Here is a 25228-nt window from a genome sequence, read left to right on the forward strand (position 1 = left end):
CCCCGAGTGCACCCGGACACAACCTTTCGTCCACCCGGCCCGTCACACAGGCACCTGTTCCGCACCGATGGGAGCCACCGTGCGCGTTCGCGTCCTCGCCCTCGCCCTCACCGCGACGGCAGCCTGCCTCGCCCTGCCCTCCCAGACGGCCGTGGCCGCCACGCCCGCCAAGCCGTACGACTTCAACGGCGACGGCTACCCCGACCTGGCGATCGGCGTGCCGGGAGGGACCGCGGGCGGCAAGACGGCCGCCGGGTACGTCGCCGTGGTCCCCGGGTCGGCCGCCGGCCCCCGCACCTCCGCCCGCCGCACCGTGAGCCAGTCCACCGCGGGCATCCCCGGTTCCTCCGAGACCGGCGACCGGTTCGGGGCCCGCCTGGCCAGCGGCGACCTCGACAGGAACGGGTACGCGGACCTGATCGTCGTCGCACCGGGCGAGAACGCGTCCGCCCTGGAGGACACCGGCCGCATCACCATCCTGTGGGGCGGCTCCTCCGGCTTCACGCGCGGCACGTCCCTGCCCGGCTCGGGCGCCTACAAGGGCACGGGCTTCGCCGGCCTGGCCGCGGCGGACGTCAACGGCGACGGGCGGCTCGACATCGTCACCGGCAACCGGGGCGACGAGAGCGGGGGCCTCTCCGTCGCCCTCGGCCCGTTCGCCCCCGGCCGGGCACCGGCCGCCCTCACCACCGTCACCGACGACGGCATCCCGCACTTCGTCGGGCGCATCCGCCTCGCGGTCGGCGACATCGACGGCGACGGCAGGACGGACGCGGCCGTGGCGTACAACGGCCTCGACGGCGGCGGCACCGCCTATCTGCGCGGCACCGAGGCCGGCCTCGTCCGGGCGCCGTCCTGGTACGGCGAGACCACGGGCGAGGCCCTGGCGGTCGGCGACTTCGACGGGGACGGCCGCGCGGACGTCGCCGTCGGCGGCGCGGGCTTCGGCATCCACGACACCGAGGAGCCGTGGGTGCCCGAGCACCCGCTGCCCACCCGTGCCGGCGGCATCGTGCGCGTCCTGTACGGCAGCGCCCAGGGCCCGGCCGCCACACGGCCCCCGGTGGACTTCGCCCAGGACACGGTGGGCGTACCCGGCAGCGACGAGGCCGGCGACCGCTTCGGGGCGGCCCTGGCGGCGGCGGACCTCACCGGTGACGGCCGCGCGGACCTCGCGGTCGGGGTGCCCGGCGAGGACGTCGGCACGGTGGCCGACGCGGGCAGCGTCACCGTCCTGCCCGGCTCCCCCTCCGGCCTGACCGCCACCGGGGCCCGGGCCCTCCACCAGGACTCGGCGGGCGTGCCCGGCGGCAACGAGCGCGGCGACGGCTTCGGCGGCACCTCCGGATGCGGGCTCCTGCTGCGCGACCTGAACCGCGACGGCCGCGCCGACCTCTCCGTCGCCGCCCCCGGCGAGGACGCGAACAGCGGCCGCGTGTGGACCTTCCGCGGCACCGCCTCCGGCATCACCGCCACCGGTTCGGCCACCTTCACCGCGGCCGCTCTCGGGCTGCCCCGGCCGACCGGCGGCCTGGCCTTCGGGGCGACGCTCTGCTCCTGAAGCCGGTGCGCGGCGCGGACGTCCCACAGGTCACTCGAAAAGATTTGCGCCTCTCACGCAACTGTTTGGGGTGGTCGCGGGTCTGAGTTGTGCCAACCGCGTCCGCCATCCGGCTGAACACCGGGTGAACGGGCGCGGCGGCCCCTCCACAGACTGCGGATGCCCACGGGCATCCCCGCATGCACAGGAGTACACCCGCATGCACAAGCGCACCCGGGTCGCCCTCGCGGCGACCGCAGCCGCCGCGCTCACCAGCGGCCTCCTCGCCCTCGCGGCGAGCCCCGCCTCCGCCACCGGCACCGGCCACAAGGCGGACTTCAACGGCGACGGCTACGCCGACGTCGCCTTCTCCGCCGGCAACGCCTACGTGAGCGGCCTGAAGGGCGCCGGCCAGGTCGTCGCCCTCTACGGCTCCTCCAACGGCCTCACCGCCGCCCGGCGCAGCGTCATCAGCCAGAACACCTCCGGCGTCCCCGGCGGTGCCGAGAAGGGCGACGGCTTCGGCTGGATGACCGCCGTCGGCGACTTCAACAGCGACGGCTTCAGCGACCTGGCCGTCGCCGCCGCCTCCGAGGACCTCGGCAGCGACGTCGACGGCGGCATGGTCACCATCCTGTGGGGCTCCTCCAAGGGCCTCACCGGGGGCACCACCCTCGCCGACCCCGCGCCCAGCAGCCACGACCGCTGGGGCCGCTCCCTCGCGGCCGCCGACTTCGACGGCGACGGCAAGGACGACCTCGCGGTCGGCTCCTCCGCCAGCACCGTCTACGTCTACAAGGGCGGCATCACCAAGAGCGGCACCTCCGGCGGCCGCTACACGGTCAAGCCCCCGATCCAGTCCGGCGGCGACACCGGACCGCTCAACCTCACCGCGGGCGAGGTCAACGGCGACGGCATGAGCGACCTGATCGTCGACGGCTACGAGACCACCAGCGACTACGGCTGGAACGCCAACTACTACCTCCCCGGCTCCGCCTCCGGCCTCGTCGCCTCGCGCGCCGTCAAGCTCCAGGGCGGCGTCATCACCGGCATCGGCGACGTCAACGGCGACGGCCACGGCGACATCGTCATCGGCGTCAGCTGGGACCCGGGCACGGGCGGCGAGCCCAGCGTCCCCGGCGCCGTCAAGGGCGGCACCGTCAAGGTCGTCTACGGCACCGCCACCGGCCCCGGCAGCGCCACGTCCATCACCCAGGACAGCGGCAACATCCCTGGCGGCTCCGAGCAGGGCGACGCCTTCGGCAGCGAGCTCCACCTCGGCGACGTCAACGGCGACGGCTTCCAGGACCTCGCCGTCGGTTCCGCGGGCGAGGACCTGAACGGGGTCGTCGACGCCGGCTCGGTCACCCTCCTGTACGGCTCGCCGACCGGGCTCAACACCACGGCCGGCTACCAGTACTTCACGCAGAACACCGCGGGCGTGCCGGGCTCGGACGAGAAGTACGACCAGTTCGGCGGCGAGCTCCACCTCGACGACGTCAACGGCGACGGCAAGGCCGACCTGACCGTCACCACCTACGGCGAGAACGGCGGCAACGGCGCCGTCACCGCCCTGCGCTCCGACGGCACCAAGATCAGCATCAGCGGGGCGCTGTCGATCGCCCCCAGCACCGTGGGCGTCTCCACCTCCGGAAGCCCCCTGTTCGGCGCCAACTTCGGCAACTGACCCACCACCGGCGGCCACCTCCCCGCCAGGGAGGCGGCCGCCCGGCACGAAGGAACCCCCACTCATGCACCACCCCCGCCTCGCCGCGGCCGCCGCGCTCCTGCTCGCCGGCGGTCTCGTCCCCCTCACCGCCGGCGCGCCCCAGGCGTACGCCGCCCCCGCCCGGTACTCCGACGACTTCAACGGCGACGGCTACCGCGACGTCGTCGCCGCCGCGGGCCAGGCCCACGTCGGCGGCCACGCGGGCGCCGGGGCCATCGCCGTCGTGTACGGCTCCGCCAAGGGCCTGTCCGCCGGCCGGCGGACCGTCGTCACCCAGAACTCCGCCGGCGTCCCGGGCACGGCCGAGAAGGGCGACGCCTTCGGGGACTCGGTGGCATCCGGCGACCTCAACGGCGACGGTTACGCCGACCTCGTCGTCGGCAGCCCCGGGGAGGACGTCGGCAGCGACACCGACGCAGGCTCCGTGACCGTCGTCTGGGGCAGCCGCTCCGGCCTGTCCGGGGCCACCACGGTCGCCGACCCGGCGCCCACGGCCCACGACCGCTTCGGGTGGTCGCTCGCCGTCGCGGACTTCAGCGGCGACGGCAAGCCCGACCTGGCGGTGTCCGGCAAGGGCACCGACGTCTGGGTCCTGAAGGGCGGCTTCTCCAAGGCATCCACGGCCACGGCCCGCTACGCGCTGAAGGTCCCGCTCAAGAAGGACGGCTACCTGCCCATCACCCTGACCTCCGGAGACCTGGACGGGGACCATGTCGCCGACCTCGTCGTCCACGGCATCGGCACCACGACCGCACAGCCCACCGTGGTCACCTACCGCGGTGCAGCCTCCGGGCTCGGCCATCCCGTCACCCTGGCCGGCGGGGACGCCTTCGCGCGGCCCGTGGCCACCGGCGACCTCAACGGCGACGGCCGCGACGACCTCGTCGTCGGCGACCCCGGCAACATCAACGACGCCTTCGGCGGCGGCGCGGTCCACATCCACCTCGGCGGCCCGGAGGGCGTCTCCGTACAGCCCTCCCAGACCCTCACCCAGGCCACTCCGGGGATACCGGGCGAGGACGAGTACGGGGACGCCTTCGGGGAGTCCGTGGCCACCGGCGACGTCGACGGCGACGGACGCGCCGACCTGGTCGTCGGCGTCAGCGACGAGACGATCGGCAAGGTCACCGCGGCCGGCGCCGCCCTCGTCCTGCGCGGAGCGCCGGTCGGGGTCATGACCTCGGGCGCGCTCTCGCTCAACCAGGGCACCCCCGGCGTCCCCGGCTCCAGTGAGGCCGTCGACCGCTTCGGCTGGACCGTCCTCCTCAAGGACGTCGACGGCGACCGGCACGCCGACCTCACCGTCGCCGCCCCCGGCAAGAACACGGGCAACGGCGCCCTGTGGCAGCTGCGCGGCACCTCCGGCGGCATCAGCACCTCCACGGTGGGCACCTTCAGCCCCACCGCCCTCGGCGTCTCCACCAGCGGCGCCCCCAACCTGGGCGACATCCTGGGCTGATCCGGGGTCGGTCCGGGCCGCCCGCACGGGCCGCCCGCGCGGGCCTGGAATCTGTCACAGCTTGGCAGCAATGCCCCTCCGGGGGCGGGGGGCACCGCCCTCCGCCCCCGTGAACGGGTACGTTCGAGGCGTGGCTGGATTCAGGAACGGACGCGGACGGGACGGGGACGTGCAGCACCCGCATCAGCAGTACGGCGGCTACCCGCAGCAGAACACCTCGCCGGGCGGGCAGCAGCCCCACCACGGCTTCACACCGGCCGCCGAGGGTGAGCCCGAGTACTTCGGCGGCTCCGCGGCGCCGGCGCCCTCGTACGACAACAACCCCGGGCACACCCGCGCCTTCTCCATCGGCGACGCGCCCGACGCCTACGACCCCTACGAAGCGCAGTCCCCGCAGCACCCGGACCAGGTGTCCACCTACCGCGCGGGCCACACCATGGCGCCCCCGGCCGGCCCCCGGCTCGGCTGGAAGCAGCTGCTGAGCGGGATCGTCATGCGCCCGTCCGCCACCTTCTGGCAGATGCGCGACTACCAGGTGTGGGGCCCCGCCCTGATCGTCACCTTCCTCTACGGGCTGCTCGCCGTCTTCGGCTTCGACACCGCCCGCGAGGACGTGCTCGACGCCACCCTGTCCAACAGCGTCCCCTGGGTGGTGTGCACGGCCATCGCCGTCATCCTCTGCGGCCTGATGCTCGGCGCCGTCACCAACGCCCTCGCCCGCCAGCTCGGCGGCGACGGCGCCTGGGCGCCCACCATCGGCCTGGCGATGCTCGTCACCTCGCTGACCGACGCCCCGCGCCTGGTCTTCGCCGTCTTCCTGGGCAGCGCCAACAGCTTCGTCCAGTTCCTCGGCTGGGCCACCTGGATCGGCTGCGCCGCCCTGCTGACCTCCATGGTCTCCAAGTCCCACGACCTCCCGTGGCCCAAGGCCCTGGGCGCGGCGTCGATCCAGCTGATCGCGCTGCTGGTGCTCTTCAAGCTCCCGGTGATCTGAGGCCCGCCCGCCACCCCGGCACGGGGAACCGGAACCACGGGTAAGGGGCGCCACTCCAGGAGTGGCGCCCCTTACGCGTAAGCGTGGAAGTCACAGTGCACACCGCCCCAGTCGTGGAACGCGTCCCTGCCCGGGTCGGCCAGGCGGTGGCAGCCGGTCCCGGGGCCGATCACGCGGTACACCCGCTCCTCGAGCACAGCTTCCGGGGACGCGGGGACCCTGTCGTACCGGGCGACCCGGCCCCGAAGCGTCCGGATCGCGTCAGCGGGGGCCACCGGTCGGTAGGCGTCCGGGCCGATGCGTTCGAGCCGGTACGAGCCGTGGCGCGTGCCGTCCGGCTCGACGTCGCCTCCCCCGCGTAGTCGTAGCGGAACTGCTCGTGGGCGATCAGCGCCCCGGCAACTCCCGGTCACCCGCCCCGGGCGGGAAACGGAACGCCTTGTGGGAGACCCAGCGGAACGCGTGCCCGCCGGCGTCCTGGAACGCGTGGTCCCGGAAGTTCACGAAGGACCCGGCCACGAAGTGCAGGCGCGGCGCGGCATGGATCAGAGCGCATCCCTCGACGGGGTGATCGGCTCTCCCGCCCCGCGCACCGGAGGCAGGACGCTCCAGGGGAAGTTGATCCAGTCCTCGGTGCGCCGCCAGACGTAGTCGCACTTCACGAGCGAGTGCGACTTCTCGTAGATCACCGCGCTGCGCACCTCGGCGACGTGGTCGGCGCAGAAGTCGCGGACGAGCTTGAGCGTCTTGCCCGTGTCGGCGACGTCGTCCGCGATCAGCACCTTCTTGTCGGAGAAGTCGATCGCGTTCGGCACCGGGGCCAGCATCACCGGCATCTCCAGCGTCGTCCCGACCCCGGTGTAGAACTCGACGTTCACCAGGTGGATGTTCTTGCAGTCGAGCGCGTACGCGAGCCCGCCCGCCACGAACACCCCGCCGCGGGCGATCGACAGCACGAGGTCCGGCTCGAAGCCGTCGTCGGCGATCGTCTGCGCCAGGTCCCGCACCGCCTGCCCGAAGGCCTCGTACGTCAGGTTCTCCCGCGCCGGCCCGCTCATGCGCTCAGACCTTCGTCCGGTGGAAGTTGAGGTAGGAACGCGACGGCGTCGGCCCCCGCTGCCCCTGGTACCGCGAGCCGTACTTGTCCGAGCCGTACGGGAACTCCGCCGACGAGGTCAGGCGGAAGAGGCACAGCTGCCCGATCTTCATGCCCGGCCAGAGCTTGATCGGCAGGGTGGCAACGTTCGACAGCTCCAGCGTCACGTGCCCCGAGAAACCGGGGTCGATGAAGCCCGCCGTCGAGTGCGTCAGCAGCCCCAGCCGGCCGAGGCTCGACTTGCCCTCCAGGCGCGAGGCGATGTCGTCCGGCAGGGAGATCACCTCGTACGTCGAGGCCAGCACGAACTCCCCGGGGTGGAGGATGAACGCGTCGTCCCCCTCCGGCTCCACCAGCCGCGTCAGGTCCGGCTGCTCGACGGCCGGGTCGATGTGCGGGTACCGGTGGTTCTCGAACACCCGGAAGAAGCGGTCCAGCCGGACGTCGATGCTCGACGGCTGCACCATCGACGGCTCGTACGGGTCGATCCCGACCCGCCCGTTGTCGATCTCGGTCCGGATGTCCTTGTCAGAGAGAAGCACGCAAGCAGGTTACGCGGGGACCGGGCTCCGGGCCGAATCGAGCCGACCCGGCCCGGAGCCCCCGCGTCACGTCCGACCTGCGTGTCCGGACCTGCGCGGCTACTTGCCGCTGTCAGCCGCCACGGGGACGGCGCTCCGCAGCCGCGCACACCGCGGACACCTGATCAAGCGCCCGGGGCCGAGCCTTCCGGCGCCCAGGTTCTGCATCGGGAACGTGGCGGTGCTGAAAACGTGCCCTTCGGCACAACGAACGACGGTGCGATCCATCGCTCCCCTTCTCCCCGGTACCTCAACGACGAAAGCCACATTAGGGGATGAACCCACCCCCGCCTCACGCGGCACTCCGCCCACTCAGGCACCCCGGGTCCCCCTCACCGTACGCCTCCCGCGCCTCCCCACGCACGCCATTCCGGAGGCAACACGAAGGCCCCGGAGGTATGCGTCCGGGGCCGGGCATGGGGTACAGTGTGCGAGGTCAGATGCCTCAACAGGTGTCTTACGCGGGTGTAGTTTAATGGTAGAACATGAGCTTCCCAAGCTCAGAGCGCGGGTTCGATTCCCGTCACCCGCTCCAGCAGAAAGCCCCAGGCAAGCAGCCCGGGGCTTCTTTGATTCCAGACCGGATCAAGCGTCTCGTGCCAGATCCGTGCCAGATGCTGCGTGATTCGTTGCTTCACGCCGCTCCCGGACCAAGCGGTCCAGACCCTCTGCGACCTCTCTTTGCCGATCCAGGTCCGTGGCGCGAGCGCACGCGCAGCAGCGGCACGTCGGCGAGGCCACAGCCGCACTCCTCGAAGCCGAAACCCTGGCTCCCGAACAAGTCCACTCCCCCCACCTGGCCCGCGAAGCGGTCCGCGGCCTCATCCAGTTCTCCGGTCACCGAGTCCCCGAACCCCTGGCCAGGACTCGCCGACCGGCGATCGCCTAACGCCGGAACTCGCATACGAGAGCGAAGCGCAGCAGATCCCACCCGGCCTGCCAGGGGGACGCAGCGGGGACTCGCGGGGAACGGCGGCGCCAGAGTCGCCAGGTCAGCGGCCATCCGCATACGACGTCTTCCAAACTGGTGACATGCCACACGCGCAGCAGCGGCCTATGGCCGGACCGCAGACCGAGGGACTGACCCGGAAGGGGATGGTGTCAGAAGTCTGGTCTAGATTTGGCCTGTGACCCACAGTCGTTCCAATGCCGGGGCACCCCGCGAGCCTGACTTGCCGCCCTACCAGGTTGTCCTGGCGGAAACCAACTGGGGTTCGCTCCAGACGGCTTTCGGGTCCGGTGAGGACCTTCCTAAGGTTCTGACGCAACTTTTGGAGCCCGATCCCAAGGTCCAGGTCACGGCTTTGCAGGAGCTGGGTGAGCTGGTCGGCCACCAGAACACCATTTACGAAGCCACCGCCCCCGCCGCCATGTACGTCGCTGCCATCCTCACCCACCCGGCGGCCATGACGCGACGGCCCTATCGCGACATCCCCATCCGCGCGACGTTGTTGGGCTGGCTGGCTTCCACGCTTCACGACGCCTCCGACGAGATCGTCGCCCGCAACGAGGAGTACTGGCCAGGCTTCGCCCCGGACACCACCGTGGCGGCCTTCCGGGAGTTGCGTCCGATGCTCTACCGGGCCGTCGCGCCCTTCCTGCAGGACAGCCACAAGAACGTGCGCGAAGCCGCCGTCATGGCCGCGCTCATCCTCGCCGAACACCCCGCGCTCGCCGAGCACCGTGATCACCTCGCCGGGCACGCGCACCGCATCCTGGACACCAGCAGCTACGAGCCCAACCGGCGCGTCGCGTGGAGGGCCCTCAAAACATGGGGCCACCATCCGCCCGGCCCGGAGCCTCTTTCGGAGGAGGCCGAGGACCGGGGGCCGCACAGCGATGGCCGCGGTGATCTCGAACCTCCCTTCTGACCGATACGCGCACGGCACACCTGCAGACCATGGCAGCAGGTAAGAGACACACCAACCCAAGGTCTCGCGTGCCACATCCGTCCCAGAACGAGCGGGGTCCCACGGGGAATAGAAGTGCGCCAGGGTGCGTGCTGCCGGACTCCACCCAGGGCCTGGAACCCCAGGTCAGGACAAGGGCCGCCCCACCTCGCTCCTAAAGCGGGGGTCGCTATGACCAACCTCGGCCAGGCTTGCGGCATGGTCCCTTTCCGGCGTGCGTGGCGTCGCCGCAGACGGGGCGGCTCCTTCCAGTCCGAAATGGGTTGCCGTTGCCGTGCGGCGTGCGGTGATATGCCGGCATGAGCAGAATTGCGCAGGTCATCGTGCTGGCAACGTACGAGGACGAGGTCATGGAACCGCTGACCCGCTCGGACGGGTCGCGCAGCTGGAAGGGTGAATTCAAGCCGCTCGGCCTGTTCGCCGGTGGATGGGTCATCGAGTTCTACAGAAATTGGACGCGCTCCGGACTGCTCAAGCACCTGGAGTCGCTTCCTTGGGCCAACCCGGGCAACGTGCAGGTACTGATCCATGACGAGGAGGACGACTGCTTCGGCCTGTGGATGATCCACGATGGCAGACTGGTCGAGGTACCGCTCCCGCGAACTCAAAGGTTCTACCCCCCAGCACCGCCGACCGACGACTACTCACCGAGCCCGGGGTATCTGTGGCGAACGGACGTGGGCAGCACTGTTCCCACAAAACTCTCGACGGAACGCCAAGATCCACGACCGGCTTGGTGACGACGGTCTGGAGCCGTGCCAGATGCGTGCCAGAAAGTGGGGAGAACAGCGGTCAGTCGCGGTCACGGCAGCATCTCTCCGGCGACCGGCTGTACGCGCTTTGCGCAGGTCAGCAGTCCCTCCGGCTCGATTCGCCCGGTGATTCCCAGGCTCAGAGCGCCGGTTCGAATCCCCGTCACCCGCTCCAAAGACAAGGGACCAGGTCCGGGATGCACTCCCCAACCTGGTCCCTCGCCCCGCGTTGGCGCTTTACTGATCGTTTCAGAATGAAGGTCGGAGTCGTCGGAGGCAGATGATGCTGCAGGCGAGTTCCAGGAGGCCCTGGTGGAGGTCGGCGCGGCGTTCGTAGCGGATCCGCAGTCGTTTGAACTGATGGAGCCAGGCGAAGGTGCGCTCGACGACCCAGCGAGTCTTGCCCAGGCCGGAGCCGTGGGCGACGCCACGGCGGGCGATGAGGGGCTTGATGCCTCGCTTCCACAGCAGCCGGCGGTACTTGTCGTAGTCGTAGCCGCGGTCCGCGAACAGGCGCTTGGGCTTGCTGCGCGGACGTCCCCGAACTCCCCGTATTCGGGGAATCGCGTCCAGCAGCGGGATCAGCTGCGTCACGTCATGCCGGTTCCCGCCGGTCACGGACACCGCCAACGGGGTGCCGCGGCAGTCGACGATCAGGTGGTGCTTGGAGCCGGGGCGGGCTCGATCGACCGGCGACGGCCCGACATGGTCCCCCCTTTGAGGGCCCTGACATGGGAGCCGTCGATCGCGCAGTCGTCCATCTCCAGCAAGCCCGTCTTGCGTAGTTCGGCAAGGAGTTCCGCGTGCAACCGGGGCCAGACACCGGCTTCGGTCCAGTCCCGCAGGCGACGCCAGGCGGTCACGCCCGAGCAGCCCACCACCTGTGCGGGTACGTCCCGCCAAGCCACACCTTTGCGCAGCACGTAGATGATGCCCGCCAGCGCAACGCGGTCAGGCACCCGAAGCCGGCCTGGGTGCCGGTGCCTTCGCGCGGGCTGCTGCGGCAGCAGCGGCGCTATGCGCTTCCACAAGTCATCAGGGACAAGATCATCGGACACTCCGCAGACCCTGCCGATGAAGATCATTGACTGCCAGCCGACACGCCGATCTCATTCTGAAACGATCAGTTAGAAAATGCCCTTGTAGCCCTGCCAGCCGGTGGCGATCTTCACGCGTGCGGCGAAGGATCCGTTGCCGTAGCCGGTTTGCCGGTAGAGATTCCCGGCGGTGTCCCGGGCGACCAGATCGGCCTTTCCGTCGCCGGTGATGTCCCCGACGCCGACGACCGCGTTGTACGAGGCCCCCCAGCCGGTGGCGATCTTCGCGCGGGTGGCGAAGGTGCCGTTGCCCTTGCCGAAGTACCGGTACAGGTTGTTCGACTTGTCCTGCGTGACGAGATCGCCGATCCCGTCACCGTTCAGATCCCCGGCCCCGACGACCTTCTTGTACGTCTTCCAGTTGTCGACCAGCTTCACGCGCGCGGCAAGTTTGCCACCGCTCACGCCCTTGTACAGGTACACCGCCCCGGTCGAGGCGTTGCGGGCGATCAGGTCGGGGCGGCCGTCCTTGGTGACGTCACCGGGGGAGGTCAGGACGTCGTACTGGTTCCAGCCCGTGCCCAGCGTCGTGTACGGGGTCGTCGGCTTGAGCGCCGCCCCACACGCCGGCCTGTACAGGCGGAGGGTACCGCTGCTCAGCCGGACCAGGACGTCGTTGCAGCGGTCACCGCTCAGGTCCCCGACGGGCACCGGACGGATGCTGGTCGCCCAGCCGCTGCCGCTGACCTTCCCCGAGAACGTGCCCTTGCCCGTGCCCTGCTGGAACGTCAGCGCGCCCGAGGAGTTCATCGTCAGGAGGTCGCCGACACCGTCGGGCAGCGCCGAGCCGCCGGCGTGGTCCCGCCATACCGCCGTGCCACCCGTCAACCGGACCGTGCCGGACTGGACCAAGGCCGCTCCCTGCCCGTCCGCCGGCTGAGCCGTCAGCGTCCAGGTGTACGAGCCGTTGGGAAGCAGTCCGCCTGCCGTGTCCCGGCCGTTCCAGGTCGTCGCGATCGAGTACTCGGCCGGTCCGCCACTGCGCGTGGCCATCACGCGGCCCGTGGCCTCGTGGCGTATCTCCACCTTCCAGGAAGCCGTCGGCTCGGAAAGCCACCACTCACCGCGCCAGGAGACCGGGGTCACGTCCGTCTCCACCCGCGCGGTGACGTTCCGGTAGGGAGAAACCAGGGCCGCCTGGGGCCGCCCGGTGTGCAGGACGTGGACAGCCTGGTCCAGCGTGGAGTACGCAAGGTCACCGCTGCGAGGGTCGAGCGCCACAAGCCCCGCGGCGTCGGTTGACCACCGCTGGACGGCCGTCCCGGTCTGCAGGCCGTAGACAGCCAGCCCCTGCCCGCCCCGGACGGCGACGACACCGTCGCCGAGGTAGGCCTGCGCGGTGGAGGGAAGCGGAATGTTCTTCCTGGACTGGAGGTCGTAGACGCCGCCCGCGGCGTACGGAGCGATGCTCACGTTGCACGTCCAGTACAGCCACCGGCCGACGGCCTGCAGGTCGACCATCGAGGAGCACCCGCTGTTCACCGTGAAGGACGTCAGCGAGGCCCCGGTGCGCGCGTCCTTGGCCGTGACCTTGCCGCCCGGAGCCGAGGACCACAGAGTGGTCCCCCAGATCGCACCCCTCTGGTACGGCTCCGTGTGCACGACCTTGCCGGAGTCGATGTCCACGACCCGGAGTTCCCGGCTGCCGCCGGCAGGTCTCCCTTCGACCAGCACCAGGTTTTCGGATGCCCCCACGATCCTCATCTGGTCCGGGGAATCGTCGAAGGAATCCTGGATGCCCGTTTCGATCGGCGTTCCGGGGAACGTCCCGCCCTTGCCCACGACGAACAGCTTGGGCTGCCAGCCGCTGTCCACGCTCACTGTCCCGCGGTACACGGTCCGGCCGTCCCCGGTGGGATACAGCTCGGGGCACAGCCCCCAGGCGACGCTGCACTTGTTGTACGGGGCCGGCAGGCCGCCGATCCGCACGCGCTCGCCGTATCCGGGCGCGGTTTCGGTGAGGGGGCGGTCGTATACGAAGGTGCCCCCGTCACCGAACTCCAGTGTTGTGAGGGTGTTGTGATCCAGCGTCAGCCGCTGGAGCGCCATCGGGACCGGCGGGATGCCGAGCACACGAGCCGCGTACGGTACGCCGTCCGCCCCGGCGGTGATGTCCTGGTAGCCGTAGTCCTCCGCGGACTGGCCGCCGACGAGTTGAACGCCGCCGTCCGGCCGGACGGCAACACGGTCCGCCACCGCACGGGCGAGAAGCGTCCGCTCGCCGGAACCGTCGAAGGGGACGGCCACGACCTTCCAGATGGACGCTCCGGACGCCTTCTGACCGAGCGAAGCGTCATAGCGGCCCACGATCAGCGAGTCGCCGACGACGCCGAGAACCTTCGCGTCCTTGAGACCGATCTGAACCTCGCGCACGGGGGTGTCGAACCGGCCCTGCTCATAGATCCGCACGCCATCGGCCTGGGGGGTGACCAGGTGAAGGGCGGTCACCACGGAATTCCCATAGACCGTGCCGTACGGCAGAAACGTGGCTTCCGCGGTGCGGAGATCGATCCAGGCGTACTGTCCGACGTCCTCGCCGGGGACGTTCAGAAATGAGAGGAACCCATGGACGCCGGCCCGGCCGACAGCGGTGACGGAGGCACCCTCCGGAAGGCCTGTCACACGGCGGTCCACCGTGGTCCCGTTCTCATCGCTCAGCAGATGAAACTCGGTCCAGTACCCGTCGGCACCGGCTCCGCCCTTGGTCACCACCGTGGTCCCGATCACCCTGCTGTACAGCTGACCTGCGGGGACTGTGACCGTCGTGGTCTCGTCGGTGACCATGTTCCGCAGCAGTACGTCGCCCGTGCCACCGCTGGGCGGCAGCGCCACGACGTCCGATGCCGCTCCGTAGTACTCCACGGGGTCGTACAGATGCGTGCCTTCAAGCTTTCGGGTCGAGCCGTCCGCGCCCGTCCACTCCAATCCGGAGGGACCGCTCGTGGTGGTGGCGCTGTGCAGGAACCCGGAAGGCCCGACGCTCACCACGGAGCCGGAGCCCGGTGTGACGCGCATGGTCGCGGGAATCGTGGCCGCAGTGAACGTTCCTGCATCGGCCGACGCGACCCAGGAGGCAGGACCGACAGCCAGCGACAGCGACACGACCGTCGTGACGGCACTGCGGAGGAGGACACGTCTGGCCACTTGATTCCACCCCTGACGCGAACGGACCTGGGAACAGGCGGGGGAATCGGCTCGGTCCTCAGCACTCGCAGCAAGCAAGCCGGCCAATCCCGGCGTCCCCCGCCCCCCACACCCGAGTGATCGGATCCTAACAACAGGCTCACAGGTCACGGAAGAGAATTTCGAACCCGTTCAATAAGCCGGGGCCGCATTCAGCAGGGCGGTGCGGGACGAGATCTGACGTCACGTCATGCCAGAGGGCGATCAGGCCGGCGGACCAACAGGCGGGGCGGGCACGTCCGGAGAGAACGGGGCCGCCTGTCGGTCAGCCGTCAGCCGTTGCGCTTCCAGCGCGGCTTGTGGGCCGTCCGAGGGTGCTCCGCAACGACCAACGACGACGACAGCCACCCGCTCAGGCGCACCGGAGCATTTCCGCGACCAGCGAAGACGCAGGTCGCGGAGATCCCCGACAAGACCCAGAAGAACTGATCGCTTGCCGTCGATCGACAGGACCTTTCGGAACGTCGGAACTCGGCGTGCTCGTGGTCGGTCAGTCCCCAGGAACCGCAGACTTGAAGAGCTCCATGGAAGAACCTTCGATTGCGATCGCCGTGAAGCCAACGTCAGTTCCCGAAGTGTGAACCTCACCTTGTTCCCACCGGACCCCTTGACCAGCAGCGATGGGGACGCGCTCCCCGTCGGGGCCGGCGATCCAGCCTTCACCTGCGGTGACAATGAACACTTGGGGCACGGGCGCGGGGTGCGTGCCGATGACGCCGCCTGGCTCCACGCTTAGGCAGGTGAGGTGCACCGAGCCTTCACCAGTGGCGATGCGGGTCGCATGGAGGCCGGTGCTGCCGTGCCCGGTGACAACCCACTCGTTGCGTTCGAAACGAAAGACTTCCACGCCGCCCCCTCTTCTCAACCGGTGCGCCGCAGATCAGGAGTAGAAGCCCCTCCCGTAGTCATCCGGTCCGACGGTCGGGCGCGGACCCTCCGAGGTCGCTGCACAGCAGCGGAGTACAGCATCTGTACGGACCGCGGTCAACCGAGTTGGACCCCGCCAAACCCCTGGACAGCGAAGCGCACCTTAGACCGCTGCGCCCGTAGTCCCCGTCGAGAGGGCCACCAGCGCGGAACCCGTGCCACTCCTGCGCCAGAACGGTCGGGGGGGCCGGGGGGGAATCGCGGTACGCAGAAGGAGGCGCCGCCCATTCCGTCCAAGGCGGGGAACCACAGGTCAGGCCGTCGGGCACGGATCAAGCACGGGTGAACGCCTCGTCCGCGGCGACGGCGGGGAGGCGAACTGCCACGCGTGGCAGGAAGTAGCCGACGAGGGGCCCCATGCACAGGGCGATGAGCACGGTTCCGGGGCCGACGGTTCCGCCCAGGAGCCAGCCGGCGGTGGCGACGGTGATTTCGATGCCGGTGCGCACCGCGGCGATGGGTAGGCGGGTGAGCCGGACGAGTCCGGTCATGATGCCGTCGCGGGGGCCCGATCCGAACTGGGCACCAAGGTAGAGCGCGTCGAAGAAGGCCAGGGCGACCAGGCCGACGGCGAGGTACCCGATCGCGGCAGGTGTCCCCTGGGGGTGGGGGAGGACGGTGGCGGTGGCGTCCGCGGCGAAGCCGACGATGGCGACGTTGAGGAGTGTGCCGAGGCCGGGCAGTTCCCGCAGGGGAATCCACAGGAGGAGCACCAGCAGCGAGATCAGGTTCGTCGTCCAGCCGAAAGAGATGCCGAGGACCTTGGCGGTGCCCTCGGTGAGCACGTTCCAGCTGGCTGCTCCCAGCCCGGACTGGACGAGCGTCATCACGGCGGCCCCGTACCCCACCAAGCCGAGCAGGAGTTGGGGGATGCGGCGCGCCTTTCGGCCCGCTCGGATTTGGGCGAAGGCGTTCATACGGGTCAGGGCGGGCTGGTCGTGGCCGGGCGGGACGGACGTGCGTGCAGCGGTAACAGGAGGTGCCATGACGCAAGCCTGCGAGGCATCTGGACCTGGATTCCATAGCCAGATTGGTTAGGCTGGCCGGGTGAAAGTTACGTCGCACGTGGTCGCAGGCATGCTGGGGACCTGGCAGGCGGGGCCCGGGCCGGCGCATCAGCGCCTCTCCGACAGGCTGCGGCTGCTGGTCCTGGACGGGCGTCTCTCGCTCGGCTCCACCCTGCCGAGCGAGCGTGACCTGGCCACCGCACTGTCCACCAGCAGGACCACCGTCGGCGCCGCCTACCGCACTCTGGTCGAGCACGGATACCTCGCCACACGGGCGCGCGCCAGGGCGACCGTGCGGCTCCCCGACGACACGCCGCCCGAGCGCCGGGCCGGCACGAACGCGGCGGCCATCGACCTGTCCTTCGCCGCGCCCCCCGCGCCCGTCGAGATCCTCCACGCCGCGTACGCGACCGCCCTCGAACAGCTGCCACGGCACTACGAGCGGCACGGCTACGACCGCAGCGGCACCGCGGAGCTGCGCGAAGCGGTGGCCCACTGGTACGAGCGGCGCGGACTGCCGACGCCGCCCGATCACATCCTGATCACCAACGGCGCGCAGCACGCGCTTGCCCTCCTGGCGCGAACGCTCCTGTCGCCACGCGACCAGGTCCTGATCGACCACCCGACCTACCCGCACGCGATCACCACGTTCACCGAGGTGCGGGCTCGGCTCCTCCCCGTCGCCGTGGCGTCCTCGGGCTGGGACACCGCGCAGCTCCAGGCGGCGGGCCGCATCGCGAGCCTGGCCTACCTGATCCCCGACTTCCACAATCCGACAGGGCTGTGCATGCCCACGAGCGTCCGCCAAGGCCTCGGGCTCGCGTGTCCCACGGTCATCGACGAGACCATGACCGACCTGGCCCTGGACGGGGAAAACCCGGAACCCTTCGCGCTCCACATGCCGACCGCCATCAGCATCGGCTCGGTCTCCAAGAGCATCTGGGGCGGCCTGCGCATCGGCTGGATCCGCGCGACGCCCGCTCTCCTGGAACGCGTCCAGCAGACCCGTCACGCCACGGATCTCGGCACCCCCGTCGTCGAGCAACTCGCCACGGCCGTCCTCCTGAACGAGGACCGGACCCGGCGCCCCGGCACGCTCGGGCAACTGAGGTCGCAACGCGACGTACTGCTCCGAGCGCTCAGCGAGCACCTGCCCGGCCTCCACGCCCCGCGACCCGCCGGCGGCATGACGCTCTGGGCGACGTTCCCCCAGCCCATCAGCTCGCGGCTGGCCGCGATCGCGCCCGACCACGGAGTGACCATCGCAGCCGGACCGCGGTTCGGGATCGGAGGCGCGTTCGAACGCAACATCCGGCTGCCGTACACGCTTCCTCCGAGTCAGCTGACCCAGGCGGTCCGCGGACTCGCACAGGCGGAGGAGGCACTCACCCGGGGCGCTACCGGAGCTCACAGCCCCGCACCCGTGGCATGAGCGTCGACGGCATATGGCCCCGAATGCACGTCAGTTGACGCCCCCCGGTGCCCGCCCGGCCCGCCGGGTCGCCTTGACCGCGGACGGCGCCGCATGGGCGCCCTCAGCGGGCGGCCGCCGGGACCGGGGCGTCGGGGGCGGTGGTGGTGCGCGGGGGCCGGAGCACCGCGCCGAGGGCGGCGCCGCCGGCCGTGGCCGCCGTCCACACCCCGCCGAGGGCGAACCTGCGGCGCTCGGCGGGCGGTTCGACGGCGGCGAGTTCGGAGCGCAGCGCCGCGCCCCGCGCGGTCCGGTGCCGGGGAGGTCGGCGGTGGCCAGGTCGAGCAGGATCTGCCAGACGTCGCGTGCCGCGCGCCGGCGGTCGGTGGTCCCGACGCGGGCGCCGAGCGCCGCTTCCACCGAGCGCCGGATGTGCTCCCGGTGGCCTGCGGGCCCATCAGCCGGGGGACCGCCGGCACCGACGACACGACCCCGGGTGACGCTCGGCGCGTCTCCCCGGGGTCGTGTCGTCGTGGCCGACGGCGTCATGTCAGACGACGCGCTTGCGGCCCCAGAGGAAGACGAAGGCCGTGATGGCGGCGGCAAGGGCGAACAGGATCGAGGCGCCGAGCCACTGCATGCCGCTCATCTGGGACATGGGGATGTAGTCCAGCGCCCAGCCCACGACGCCCTTCTGCTTCAGGCAGGCGTCGACCGCCTGTTCCGACCCCGCGTCCGTGCAGGTGCTCCAGCCGATGGTGTGCCCGGACGAGGTGATGAACGACTGGTCGACCTCGTAGGCGGCGGTGGGAAGACGGGGGCTGCTGCCGGGGGTCACCCCCGAGTCGGTGGTGAGCCTGATGACGTTGCCGAGGTCGAGCCGGCTGTACGCCCAGACCACCTGGACGGCCGCCGCGAAGAAGAAGGTCACGACCATCGCGAGCAGGGTGCGGCGCAGGAGCATGCCGATCGCGATGCCGCCCACGACGGTGAAGAGCGTGAGCGCGACGGGCACGGGCCCGGTGTTGTCGAAGGCCTGGCCGGAGGTCCAGTCCATGACCGTGTTCTCCTTGCTGACCGGTGCCCACCACCGGCCGAAGGTGAAGGAGAGGGCCACGGTGCAGACCACGACCACCAGCGCGCTGATGCCGAGCTTGGCGGCGAGCCAGCGGGCGGGGCCGGCGGCCTGGGAGGTGACCAGCTTGGCCGTGCCGCTCTCCAGGTCGCCGGCGAGCAGCGGGGCGCCGAGGAAGACGCCGAGGAGTATGGGGACGAAGCCGAGGCCGAAGGCGGCCTTCAGGAGCGGGGCGCTGTGCGGGTTGATGTCCTCCGTCCACTTGTCGGAGCTCGCCTCGGGCCAGCCGTGGGCGGTGAGGTAATCCAGCAGGCCGGCGCGCTGGTAGAGCATCCACCCCACGGACAGGGCCGTCGCGGCCAGGATGGTCCAGTAGGCGGCGCGGTGCTGGCGCCAGATGAGCCAGGTCATGCCGCTGAGCCGGGGGCGGCGGACGCCGCTGTCGGCGACCGGGGCCGCGGACGGCGCGGACGGGTTCGCGGTCAGGTTGCTCATGCCGCCGCCCCCCGCGGGCCGTTCACGCCGTACGGCTGCCCCGGGACCTGGGCCACGGGACTGATCAGTGGTGGCGCTTCGGGGGAGCGCAGGTAGGCGAGCAGGAGTTCCTCCAGTTGCGGGGTGTGGGACTGCCACTGGCCGCTCACCGGGCCGTCGGGGCGGATGAGGGCGGTGGCCTGGCGCCCGCTGGTGCGGTACTCGACGACGGTGTGGCGGGCGAGTTCCGCGGGGACGCCCGGGCCCTCGTCGCCGGCCACGCCCTGCAGCAGCACGTGGGCGCTGCGGATCTCGTCCACGTCACCGGCGATGCGCAGACCGCCCGTGGAGATGACCAGGAGGAAGTCGCAGACGCTCTCCAGCTCGCTGAGCATGTGGGAGGACATCAGCACCGTTGTGCCGTGCTCGGCGGCTTCGGCCAGCAGGGTGCCCATGAGTTCGTGGCGCACCAGCGGGTCGAGGTCGGACATCGGCTCGTCGAGCAGCAGCAGGTCGGGTCGCTTGCCGAAGGCGAGGGCGAAGGCGACGCGGGTGCGCTGTCCGCCGGAGAGGGTGCCGACCTTCGCGTGCAGGGGCACGTTGCCCGCGCGGACGATCTGCTCGGCGGCCTGCTGGTCCCAGCCGGGGTTGAGCTCGCGGCCCATGCGCAGCGTCTCGGCCACGGTGAAGCGGCGGAACAGCGGCTTCTCCTGGGCGAGGAACGCCGTACGGCGTCCGGCCTCCGCGGACTGGGGCGCCGCGCCGAACACCGTGAGGGTGCCCTCCGACGGCTCCAGCAGGTTGGCGGCGATGGACATCAGCGTGGTCTTGCCCGCGCCGTTGGGGCCCACCAGCCCGCAGATCCGGCCGGCAGGCAGGCGGAACGAGCAGTCCCGCAGGGCCCAGCCCCGGCGGTACTTCCGGCCGACCCCGCGGGCCTCCATCGCCGACTCCTCCACCGGGCCACCCATGTCCATGGCATTCATGGCGTCACGCACTGGTCATCCTCATTTCCCCGTCCTCCGGTGTTCCGTCGGCCGCCGTGGTCCCGGCGTACCGCTCCTCCAGGACCGCCGCGACCAGCGCGGCCACGTCCTCGCGCTCCAGGCCCGCCTCGTGGGCCCGGGTCATCCACGCCTCCAGCTCCCCGCGCAACGGGGAGTCGGCACCCGCCTGGGGACGGGCCAGTGAGCGGCGGATGAAGGTGCCGAGGCCGGGCCTCGGCTCGACCAGCCCCTCGCGTTCCAGCTCGCGGTAGGCCTTGAGCGTGGTGTTCGGGTTGACGGCGCTGGTCTCCGCGACCTCCTTGGCGGTGGGCAGCCGGTCCCCCGGCATCAGGACGCCCAGCCGTAGGGCCTGCTTGGTCTGCTGCACGATCTGCTGGTAGGCGGCGATCCCGCTCCGCCGGTCGATGCGGAAGTCCACGTGCTTCAACACCCTTTAGCTACTCGATTAGTGGAATGATGATGAGAGGGGGAGCTGAGCCGTGTCAAACGAAGCGGCCTCCCCGGCACCCCTCGGGACACAACCGTGACATTCGTGAGGGGAGGAACGGGGTGGCCCGCGCAGCACGAAGGCCCCGGGCGGGCAGCCCGGGGCCTTCGTGCTGATGGGGGGAGGACGTCGAGGACCGGTTCGACGGGGAGCGTGCCCCAGGTGTCACGGCCGGGCCGCGGTCGCCGGGTCGGCCTTCCATGCGCTGACGCCGAGCTTCCCCGTCGTGCCGAGGTCGAGTTCGGGGGTCACCGTCACCGCAGGAGCGCCGGGTGTCGCCCGCACCCTCGCGTAGGGCGCGTTGACGGACGTGCCGTCGGTGACGGTGTTGCGCCACATCAGGCCCGCGGTCGCGCTCCCGCCCGGCTCCAGGGTGACCGGACGGGGCGGGTCGTCGAAGCCGGGCACGAGGGCGACGCCCCCGCTGCCCCGGAAGACCTCGACCCCCGTGACGGGCTTGCGCTGCTCGTCGAGGAGCTGGACCGACGGATAGCCCTCGACGCGCCGGACGCGGGAGGAGCAGTTCTCCAGGCGGAGTCCCACCACGCGCAGCCCCATGGCGGCGTCGCCGTCGTCGGCGGTGAGGCGCAGGCCGGAGGGCGGGCAGGCGCCTCCCGCGGCGGGCACCTCGTCCGCCGGGACGCTCCTGACCTTGACGATGCGCACCCGTTCCGCGGCGTACCGCGGCGCGAGGGGTGCGCCGAGGTCGGCCTCGCCCTCCACGGTCCGGCCGGGCGGGACCGCGGACACCGTGTGCGGCACGTTCCCCAGGGCCTCTCCGGCACCTGAGGTGAGCCCGAACGTGACGGTGTAGGTGAGGGGTTCGTCGGCGTGGTTGGTGACGCGGAACGCGACGTGGAAGGGGACGCCGGAGCAGTGGGCGGGCGGTGCGCTCACGGCGGTGATCTCGACGTCGCCGTCCCCCTCGACACCGGCGGCACCGCCCGCGGGCGCCGGGGCGACCGGGACGGCAGAGGCGGCGCAGGAGGCACGGTCGTCCCGGTGCGGGACGTCGCAGGCCGTGACCAGGAGCAGGGCACCGGCGAGCACGGCCGGGAGGAGGAGGGCGGGGGTGCGCATCCGGCGACCCCATCAGGACCCTGCCGCTCCCGGCCATGGCGCAGGCCACAATTCCCGTCACACGACCGTCACAAGGCGCGGTGCCCGGGCCGGGCTCAGCGGGAGGCGGCGCTGTCGATCCAGGCGACGACGGCGCTGACCGTGGCGTCGTCGAGCTGCCGGGCGAGGGTGTGCACCGCGTCGCTGTCGCCCGGGAGCGGGGGCACCCCGGCCGCGATGAGCGCCGCGTGGAGCTCGACCCAGCGCGCGTCGACGGCGGCCAGGTGGGCCCCCACCGGGACGCCACCCAGTGACTGCTGCGGAGTATCGAGAAGGTTCATGGTGTTTCCTCTCGGATCTCGGACGGTGTCGACCGGACTCGCCGTGCAGGACAGCCCCGCTGCGCCCACCGGTTGCGCCCTGCCCCCGACTTCACCCGTCCGGCCCTCACCGCGGCCGCCGGGACCTGTGCCATGGGGATGACATTTGCCGGTCCGGTGACGCGGACGGCGGCGCACGGGGCATGGGCTACCTCAGTGCCCGCGCCCGCATCCCACGGAAGGCCTCGGATGATCGACAGGCGGACCTTCGGCACGATCGTCGGCACGGGAGCGGTCGCGGCCACACTGGCCGGGCTCGCTTCGGGGTGCGCGACGACCGGACCGGACGAGAACAAGCCGGCGCCGCCCAGGGCCCCCGGCAAGGAACGGCCCGGCGACGCCCCGGCGTTCGGCCCGCTGAAGCAGGTGGAGGCCGGGGTGCTGGACGTCGGCTACGCCGAGGCGGGACCGGCCGACGGTCCCGCCGTGATCCTGCTCCACGGCTGGCCGTACGACATCCACAGCTACGTCGCCGTCGCACCGCTGCTGGCGGCGAAGGGCTACCGAGTGGTCGTCCCCTACCTGCGCGGCCACGGGACGACCCGCTTCCTGTCCCGCTCGACCCCGCGGGACGCCCAGCAGGCGGTGTTCGCCCTGGACATCGTGGCGCTCATGGACGCGCTGGGGATCAAGAAGGCGGTCCTGGCCGGCTTCGACTGGGGGTCGCGGACCGCGGACATCATCGCGGCGCTGTGGCCGGAGCGGGTCGAGGGGCTGGTCTCGGTGACCGGCTACCTGATCACCAACCGCGAGGCGAACAAGCAGCCGCTGCCGCCGAAGTCGGAATGGGCCTGGTGGTACCAGTACTACTTCGCCACGGAGCGGGGCCGTAAGGGGCTGGAGCGCTACCGGCACGACCTGGGCCGGCTCGTCTGGAAGTTCAACTCCCCGACCTGGGGCTTCGACGACGCCACGTTCGACCGCACCGCGGCGGCCTTCGACAACCCGGACTACGTCCCCATCGTCGTCGGCAACTACCGCTGGCGGCTCGGGCTGACCGAGGGCGACCCGCGGTACGACGACATCGAGGCGCGGCTCGCCCGCGGGCCCGTCGTCACCGTGCCCACGATCACCCTCGACGGGGCGGTCGATCCGTTCACGCCGCCGGGCAACGGCTCCTCCTACCGGGCCAAGTTCACCGGGAAGTACGCGCACCGCACGCTGCAGGGCATCGGGCACAACGTGCCGCAGGAGGCACCCGCGGCCTTCGCCCAGGCCGTGGTGGACGTCGGGCGGCTCTGAGGGGTCCGGGGGGCGCCTGTGGCCGGGCGCGGGGGGCCCGGCCACGCGGGGGACGTCAGTGGTCGTCGCCGCCGCGGCCACGGCCCCGGCCGTGGCCCCCGCCGTGGTCGTCACCGGAGCGGTCGCCGTCCCGCACGCGGTCGCCGCCGTGGTCGTCTCCCGGGGGGTCGTCGCTGCCGGCGCGGTCGCCACCGTGGTCGTCGTACCCGGGCCGCGTCGTCGCCGGTGCGGGCGAGGCGGTGCGGGACGCGTCACCGGAGCGTGTCCGGCCGCGGTGCCGGTCGTCCTCCGTGACCCGGCCCGTCTGCGCGTCCACGTGCAGCTCGTGCACGACCCCGGCCGCGTCCGTCACGTACACCTCCCAGTAGCCGCGGTGACGGTCGTCCGGCTCGATCTTCGTGACGGTGCCCGGCGTGTGGGCGACCGCGGCGGCCGCGGCCCGGCTCGCCGTGATGCCCGGGGAGCCGTGGTCGTCACCCGCGTCGTGTCCCGGGGTCGCCCCGGGCGTGGCGGCCGAGGACACCGTGCCGCGCGCGTCGTCGCGCCCGCCGTCGTGGCCGCCGTCGTGGCCGCCGGTGGCGAACGCCGTGTAGCCCCCGGCGACGAGGACCGCGGCCGCGATGGCCGCGACGGTCGTGTTGCGCTTCATGAGGAGCCCTTCCGACCGGGCCGTACCCGGTCTGTGTCAGGTCTGTTCCGTGACCTCAATGTCGGCGGTACAGGCTGAAGGCAGCCTGAAACCAGCTGAAGATCTCTTCAGGTTGATTTGGGAGGCTGGACCCCATGCGTGTGCTCATCGTGGAGGACGAGAGACGGCTCGCGGTCTCGCTGGCCAGGGGGCTGACGGCCGAGGGCTTCGCCGTGGACGTCGTGCACGACGGGCTCGAAGGCCTGCACCGGGCGGGGGAGGGCGTCCACGACCTCGTCGTGCTGGACATCATGCTGCCCGGCATGAACGGCTACCGTGTCTGCGCCGCACTGCGCGAGGCGGGCAACGAGGTCCCCATCCTGATGCTCACGGCCAAGGACGGCGAGTACGACGAGGCGGAGGGCCTCGACACCGGCGCCGACGACTACCTGACCAAGCCGTTCTCGTACGTCGTGCTGGTGGCCCGGGTCAAGGCGCTGCTGCGGCGCCGGGGTTCGGCGGGGGCCTCGCCCGTGCTGCGGCTGGGCACCCTCGTGCTGGACACCGCCGCCCGCCGGGTCTTCCGCAACGACAGCGAAGTGACGCTGACCGCGAAGGAGTTCGCCGTGCTGGAGCAGCTCGCGGTGCGGGCCGGGCAGGTGGTCGGCAAGTCCCGCATCCTGGAGCACGTCTGGGACTTCGCGTACGACGGCGACCCCAACATCGTCGAGGTGTACATCAGCACCCTGCGCCGCAAGCTCGGCGCGGACCTCATCCAGACGGTGCGCGGCGCCGGTTACCGGCTGGCCTCGGCATGAGACGCCCCCGCCCCCTCGGCACCGTCCAGGCCAAGATGTCGCTCGGCGCCACGCTCGTGGTCGCGGTCGCGCTGGTGGCCGCCGGGGTGGCCGTGCTGCTCTCGCTGCGCGCCAACCTCACGGGCCAGGCGCAGAGCCAGGCCGACGACACGGCCCGCAGGATCGCCCTCGACGTCGCCAGCCGCGGGGCGGGCACGGACCGCTACGCCCGGCTCCAGCTCCCCGAGGGCGTGCCGGTGCAGGTGACCACCGAGGACGGGCGGCTGCTGGCGGTGAGCAGGGGCCTGGAGCGGATCAGCGGCACCGGGGTCGGCGCCGTCCGGGCCGTCCGCGGGCCCGCCGCCACACCCACACCCTCGCCCACCCCCCAGC

22 protein-coding genes, 1 tRNA gene and 1 pseudogene are annotated in these 25228 nt (G+C 71.5%); 11 read left to right on the forward strand and 13 right to left on the reverse strand.

Annotation, left to right across the window (positions count from 1 at the left end; all coding sequences use genetic code 11):
* The first annotated feature begins 79 nt into the window (after positions 1 to 79).
* The 4 genes from PV341_RS19150 to PV341_RS19165 all read left to right on the forward strand — a co-directional run bounded on the left by PV341_RS19150 (position 80) and on the right by PV341_RS19165 (position 5722).
* Positions 80 to 1561, forward strand: a complete 1482-nt coding sequence (locus PV341_RS19150) for an FG-GAP-like repeat-containing protein (protein ID WP_500358491.1) — start codon at positions 80 to 82, stop codon at positions 1559 to 1561.
* A gap of 199 nt (positions 1562 to 1760) precedes the next feature.
* The gene (locus PV341_RS19155; protein ID WP_500322539.1) at positions 1761 to 3227 is read left to right on the forward strand and encodes an FG-GAP and VCBS repeat-containing protein; all 1467 of its coding nucleotides are present in this window, start codon (positions 1761 to 1763) and stop codon (positions 3225 to 3227) included.
* 64 nt (positions 3228 to 3291) lie between these two features.
* On the forward strand, positions 3292 to 4728 hold the full coding sequence (locus tag PV341_RS19160; protein ID WP_500358493.1) for an FG-GAP-like repeat-containing protein: 1437 nt from the start codon (positions 3292 to 3294) through the stop codon (positions 4726 to 4728).
* Between the two features lie 130 nt (positions 4729 to 4858).
* On the forward strand, positions 4859 to 5722 hold the full coding sequence (locus tag PV341_RS19165) for a Yip1 family protein (protein ID WP_500322537.1): 864 nt from the start codon (positions 4859 to 4861) through the stop codon (positions 5720 to 5722).
* A 545-nt stretch (positions 5723 to 6267) separates the two neighbouring features.
* On the opposite strand, the gene PV341_RS19170 is transcribed toward PV341_RS19165, so the two are convergent.
* Positions 6268 to 6780 carry a phosphoribosyltransferase gene (locus PV341_RS19170; protein ID WP_500358494.1) on the reverse strand — a complete coding sequence of 171 codons (513 nt, stop codon included), beginning with the start codon at positions 6778 to 6780 and terminating at the stop codon, positions 6268 to 6270.
* Positions 6781 to 6784: 4 nt separating this feature from the next.
* Positions 6785 to 7360 (reverse strand): dCTP deaminase, encoded by a 576-nt coding sequence (dcd, locus tag PV341_RS19175; RefSeq protein ID WP_499512697.1) that lies wholly within the window; start codon positions 7358 to 7360, stop codon positions 6785 to 6787.
* Positions 7361 to 7860: 500 nt separating this feature from the next.
* Between dcd and PV341_RS19180 the strand changes: the two genes are divergently transcribed.
* Positions 7861 to 7934: transfer RNA gene (locus tag PV341_RS19180), tRNA-Gly, on the forward strand.
* Here PV341_RS19180 and PV341_RS19185 read toward each other — a convergent pair.
* The gene (locus PV341_RS19185) at positions 7900 to 8037 is read right to left on the reverse strand and encodes a hypothetical protein (protein WP_500358495.1); all 138 of its coding nucleotides are present in this window, start codon (positions 8035 to 8037) and stop codon (positions 7900 to 7902) included. The two genes, PV341_RS19180 and PV341_RS19185, sit on opposite strands and share 35 nt — an antisense overlap.
* A 489-nt stretch (positions 8038 to 8526) precedes the next feature.
* Between PV341_RS19185 and PV341_RS19190 the strand changes: the two genes are divergently transcribed.
* Together PV341_RS19190 and PV341_RS19195 are read left to right on the forward strand one after the other, a co-directional pair.
* Positions 8527 to 9270, forward strand: a complete 744-nt coding sequence (locus PV341_RS19190; RefSeq protein WP_500358497.1) for a hypothetical protein — start codon at positions 8527 to 8529, stop codon at positions 9268 to 9270.
* 338 nt (positions 9271 to 9608) lie between these two features.
* A complete protein-coding gene (locus tag PV341_RS19195) occupies positions 9609 to 10049 on the forward strand; it encodes a hypothetical protein (protein ID WP_500322528.1) in 441 nt (146 codons plus the stop codon).
* Between the two features lie 261 nt (positions 10050 to 10310).
* Here the strand turns inward: PV341_RS19195 and PV341_RS19200 are convergent.
* The 4 genes from PV341_RS19200 to yczE form a co-directional block, all read right to left on the reverse strand.
* A protein-coding gene (locus PV341_RS19200) for an IS5 family transposase (protein ID WP_500358509.1) occupies positions 10311 to 11119 on the reverse strand; the annotation gives its coding sequence in 2 pieces (ribosomal slippage) (positions 10311 to 10780 and positions 10780 to 11119; 810 coding nt in all).
* Between the two features lie 69 nt (positions 11120 to 11188).
* Complete coding sequence (locus PV341_RS19205; RefSeq protein ID WP_500322526.1) at positions 11189 to 14173, reverse strand: FG-GAP-like repeat-containing protein; 2985 nt, start codon at positions 14171 to 14173, stop codon at positions 11189 to 11191.
* Between the two features lie 658 nt (positions 14174 to 14831).
* Entirely contained in the window at positions 14832 to 15188 is a 357-nt protein-coding gene (locus tag PV341_RS19210) for a cupin domain-containing protein (protein WP_500358499.1), read from the reverse strand.
* Between the two features lie 352 nt (positions 15189 to 15540).
* Complete coding sequence (gene yczE, locus PV341_RS19215) at positions 15541 to 16254, reverse strand: membrane protein YczE (protein WP_500358500.1); 714 nt, start codon at positions 16252 to 16254, stop codon at positions 15541 to 15543.
* A gap of 61 nt (positions 16255 to 16315) precedes the next feature.
* Here yczE and yczR point away from each other — a divergent pair, with 61 nt between their 5' ends.
* Entirely contained in the window at positions 16316 to 17707 is a 1392-nt protein-coding gene (gene yczR, locus PV341_RS19220) for a MocR-like transcription factor YczR (RefSeq protein WP_500358502.1), read from the forward strand.
* A 529-nt stretch (positions 17708 to 18236) separates the two neighbouring features.
* On the opposite strand, the gene PV341_RS19225 is transcribed toward yczR, so the two are convergent.
* From PV341_RS19225 to PV341_RS19245, 5 genes are all read right to left on the reverse strand, one after another.
* On the reverse strand, positions 18237 to 19256 hold the full coding sequence (locus PV341_RS19225) for an ABC-2 membrane transporter-related protein (RefSeq protein ID WP_500358504.1): 1020 nt from the start codon (positions 19254 to 19256) through the stop codon (positions 18237 to 18239).
* Positions 19253 to 20221: an ABC transporter ATP-binding protein gene (locus PV341_RS19230; RefSeq protein ID WP_499516883.1), complete on the reverse strand. Its 969-nt coding sequence runs from the start codon at positions 20219 to 20221 to the stop codon at positions 19253 to 19255. The genes PV341_RS19225 and PV341_RS19230 overlap by 4 nt, the downstream gene beginning before the upstream one ends.
* 4 nt (positions 20222 to 20225) lie before the next feature.
* A complete protein-coding gene (locus PV341_RS19235) occupies positions 20226 to 20660 on the reverse strand; it encodes a GntR family transcriptional regulator (protein ID WP_500322518.1) in 435 nt (144 codons plus the stop codon).
* Between the two features lie 234 nt (positions 20661 to 20894).
* A complete protein-coding gene (locus tag PV341_RS19240) occupies positions 20895 to 21809 on the reverse strand; it encodes a DUF4232 domain-containing protein (protein ID WP_500322517.1) in 915 nt (304 codons plus the stop codon).
* A gap of 95 nt (positions 21810 to 21904) precedes the next feature.
* Positions 21905 to 22129: a hypothetical protein gene (locus tag PV341_RS19245; protein ID WP_499512723.1), complete on the reverse strand. Its 225-nt coding sequence runs from the start codon at positions 22127 to 22129 to the stop codon at positions 21905 to 21907.
* Between the two features lie 228 nt (positions 22130 to 22357).
* Here PV341_RS19245 and PV341_RS19250 point away from each other — a divergent pair, with 228 nt between their 5' ends.
* The gene (locus tag PV341_RS19250) at positions 22358 to 23410 is read left to right on the forward strand and encodes an alpha/beta fold hydrolase (protein ID WP_500358505.1); all 1053 of its coding nucleotides are present in this window, start codon (positions 22358 to 22360) and stop codon (positions 23408 to 23410) included.
* A 55-nt stretch (positions 23411 to 23465) separates the two neighbouring features.
* On the opposite strand, the gene PV341_RS19255 is transcribed toward PV341_RS19250, so the two are convergent.
* Positions 23466 to 24059, reverse strand: coding sequence for a PepSY domain-containing protein (locus PV341_RS19255; protein ID WP_500358507.1), 594 nt, complete (start codon positions 24057 to 24059; stop codon positions 23466 to 23468).
* 134 nt (positions 24060 to 24193) lie between these two features.
* On the opposite strand from PV341_RS19255, the gene PV341_RS19260 reads away from it, so the two are divergent.
* Positions 24194 to 24856: a response regulator transcription factor gene (locus PV341_RS19260; protein ID WP_499512726.1), complete on the forward strand. Its 663-nt coding sequence runs from the start codon at positions 24194 to 24196 to the stop codon at positions 24854 to 24856.
* A pseudogene (locus PV341_RS19265) lies at positions 24853 to 25228 on the forward strand (two-component sensor histidine kinase); the annotation flags it as partial. The gene PV341_RS19260 and the pseudogene PV341_RS19265, both read left to right, overlap by 4 nt.

Source organism: Streptomyces sp. PA03-1a (assembly GCF_033792805.1).
GTDB lineage: Bacteria > Actinomycetota > Actinomycetes > Streptomycetales > Streptomycetaceae > Actinacidiphila.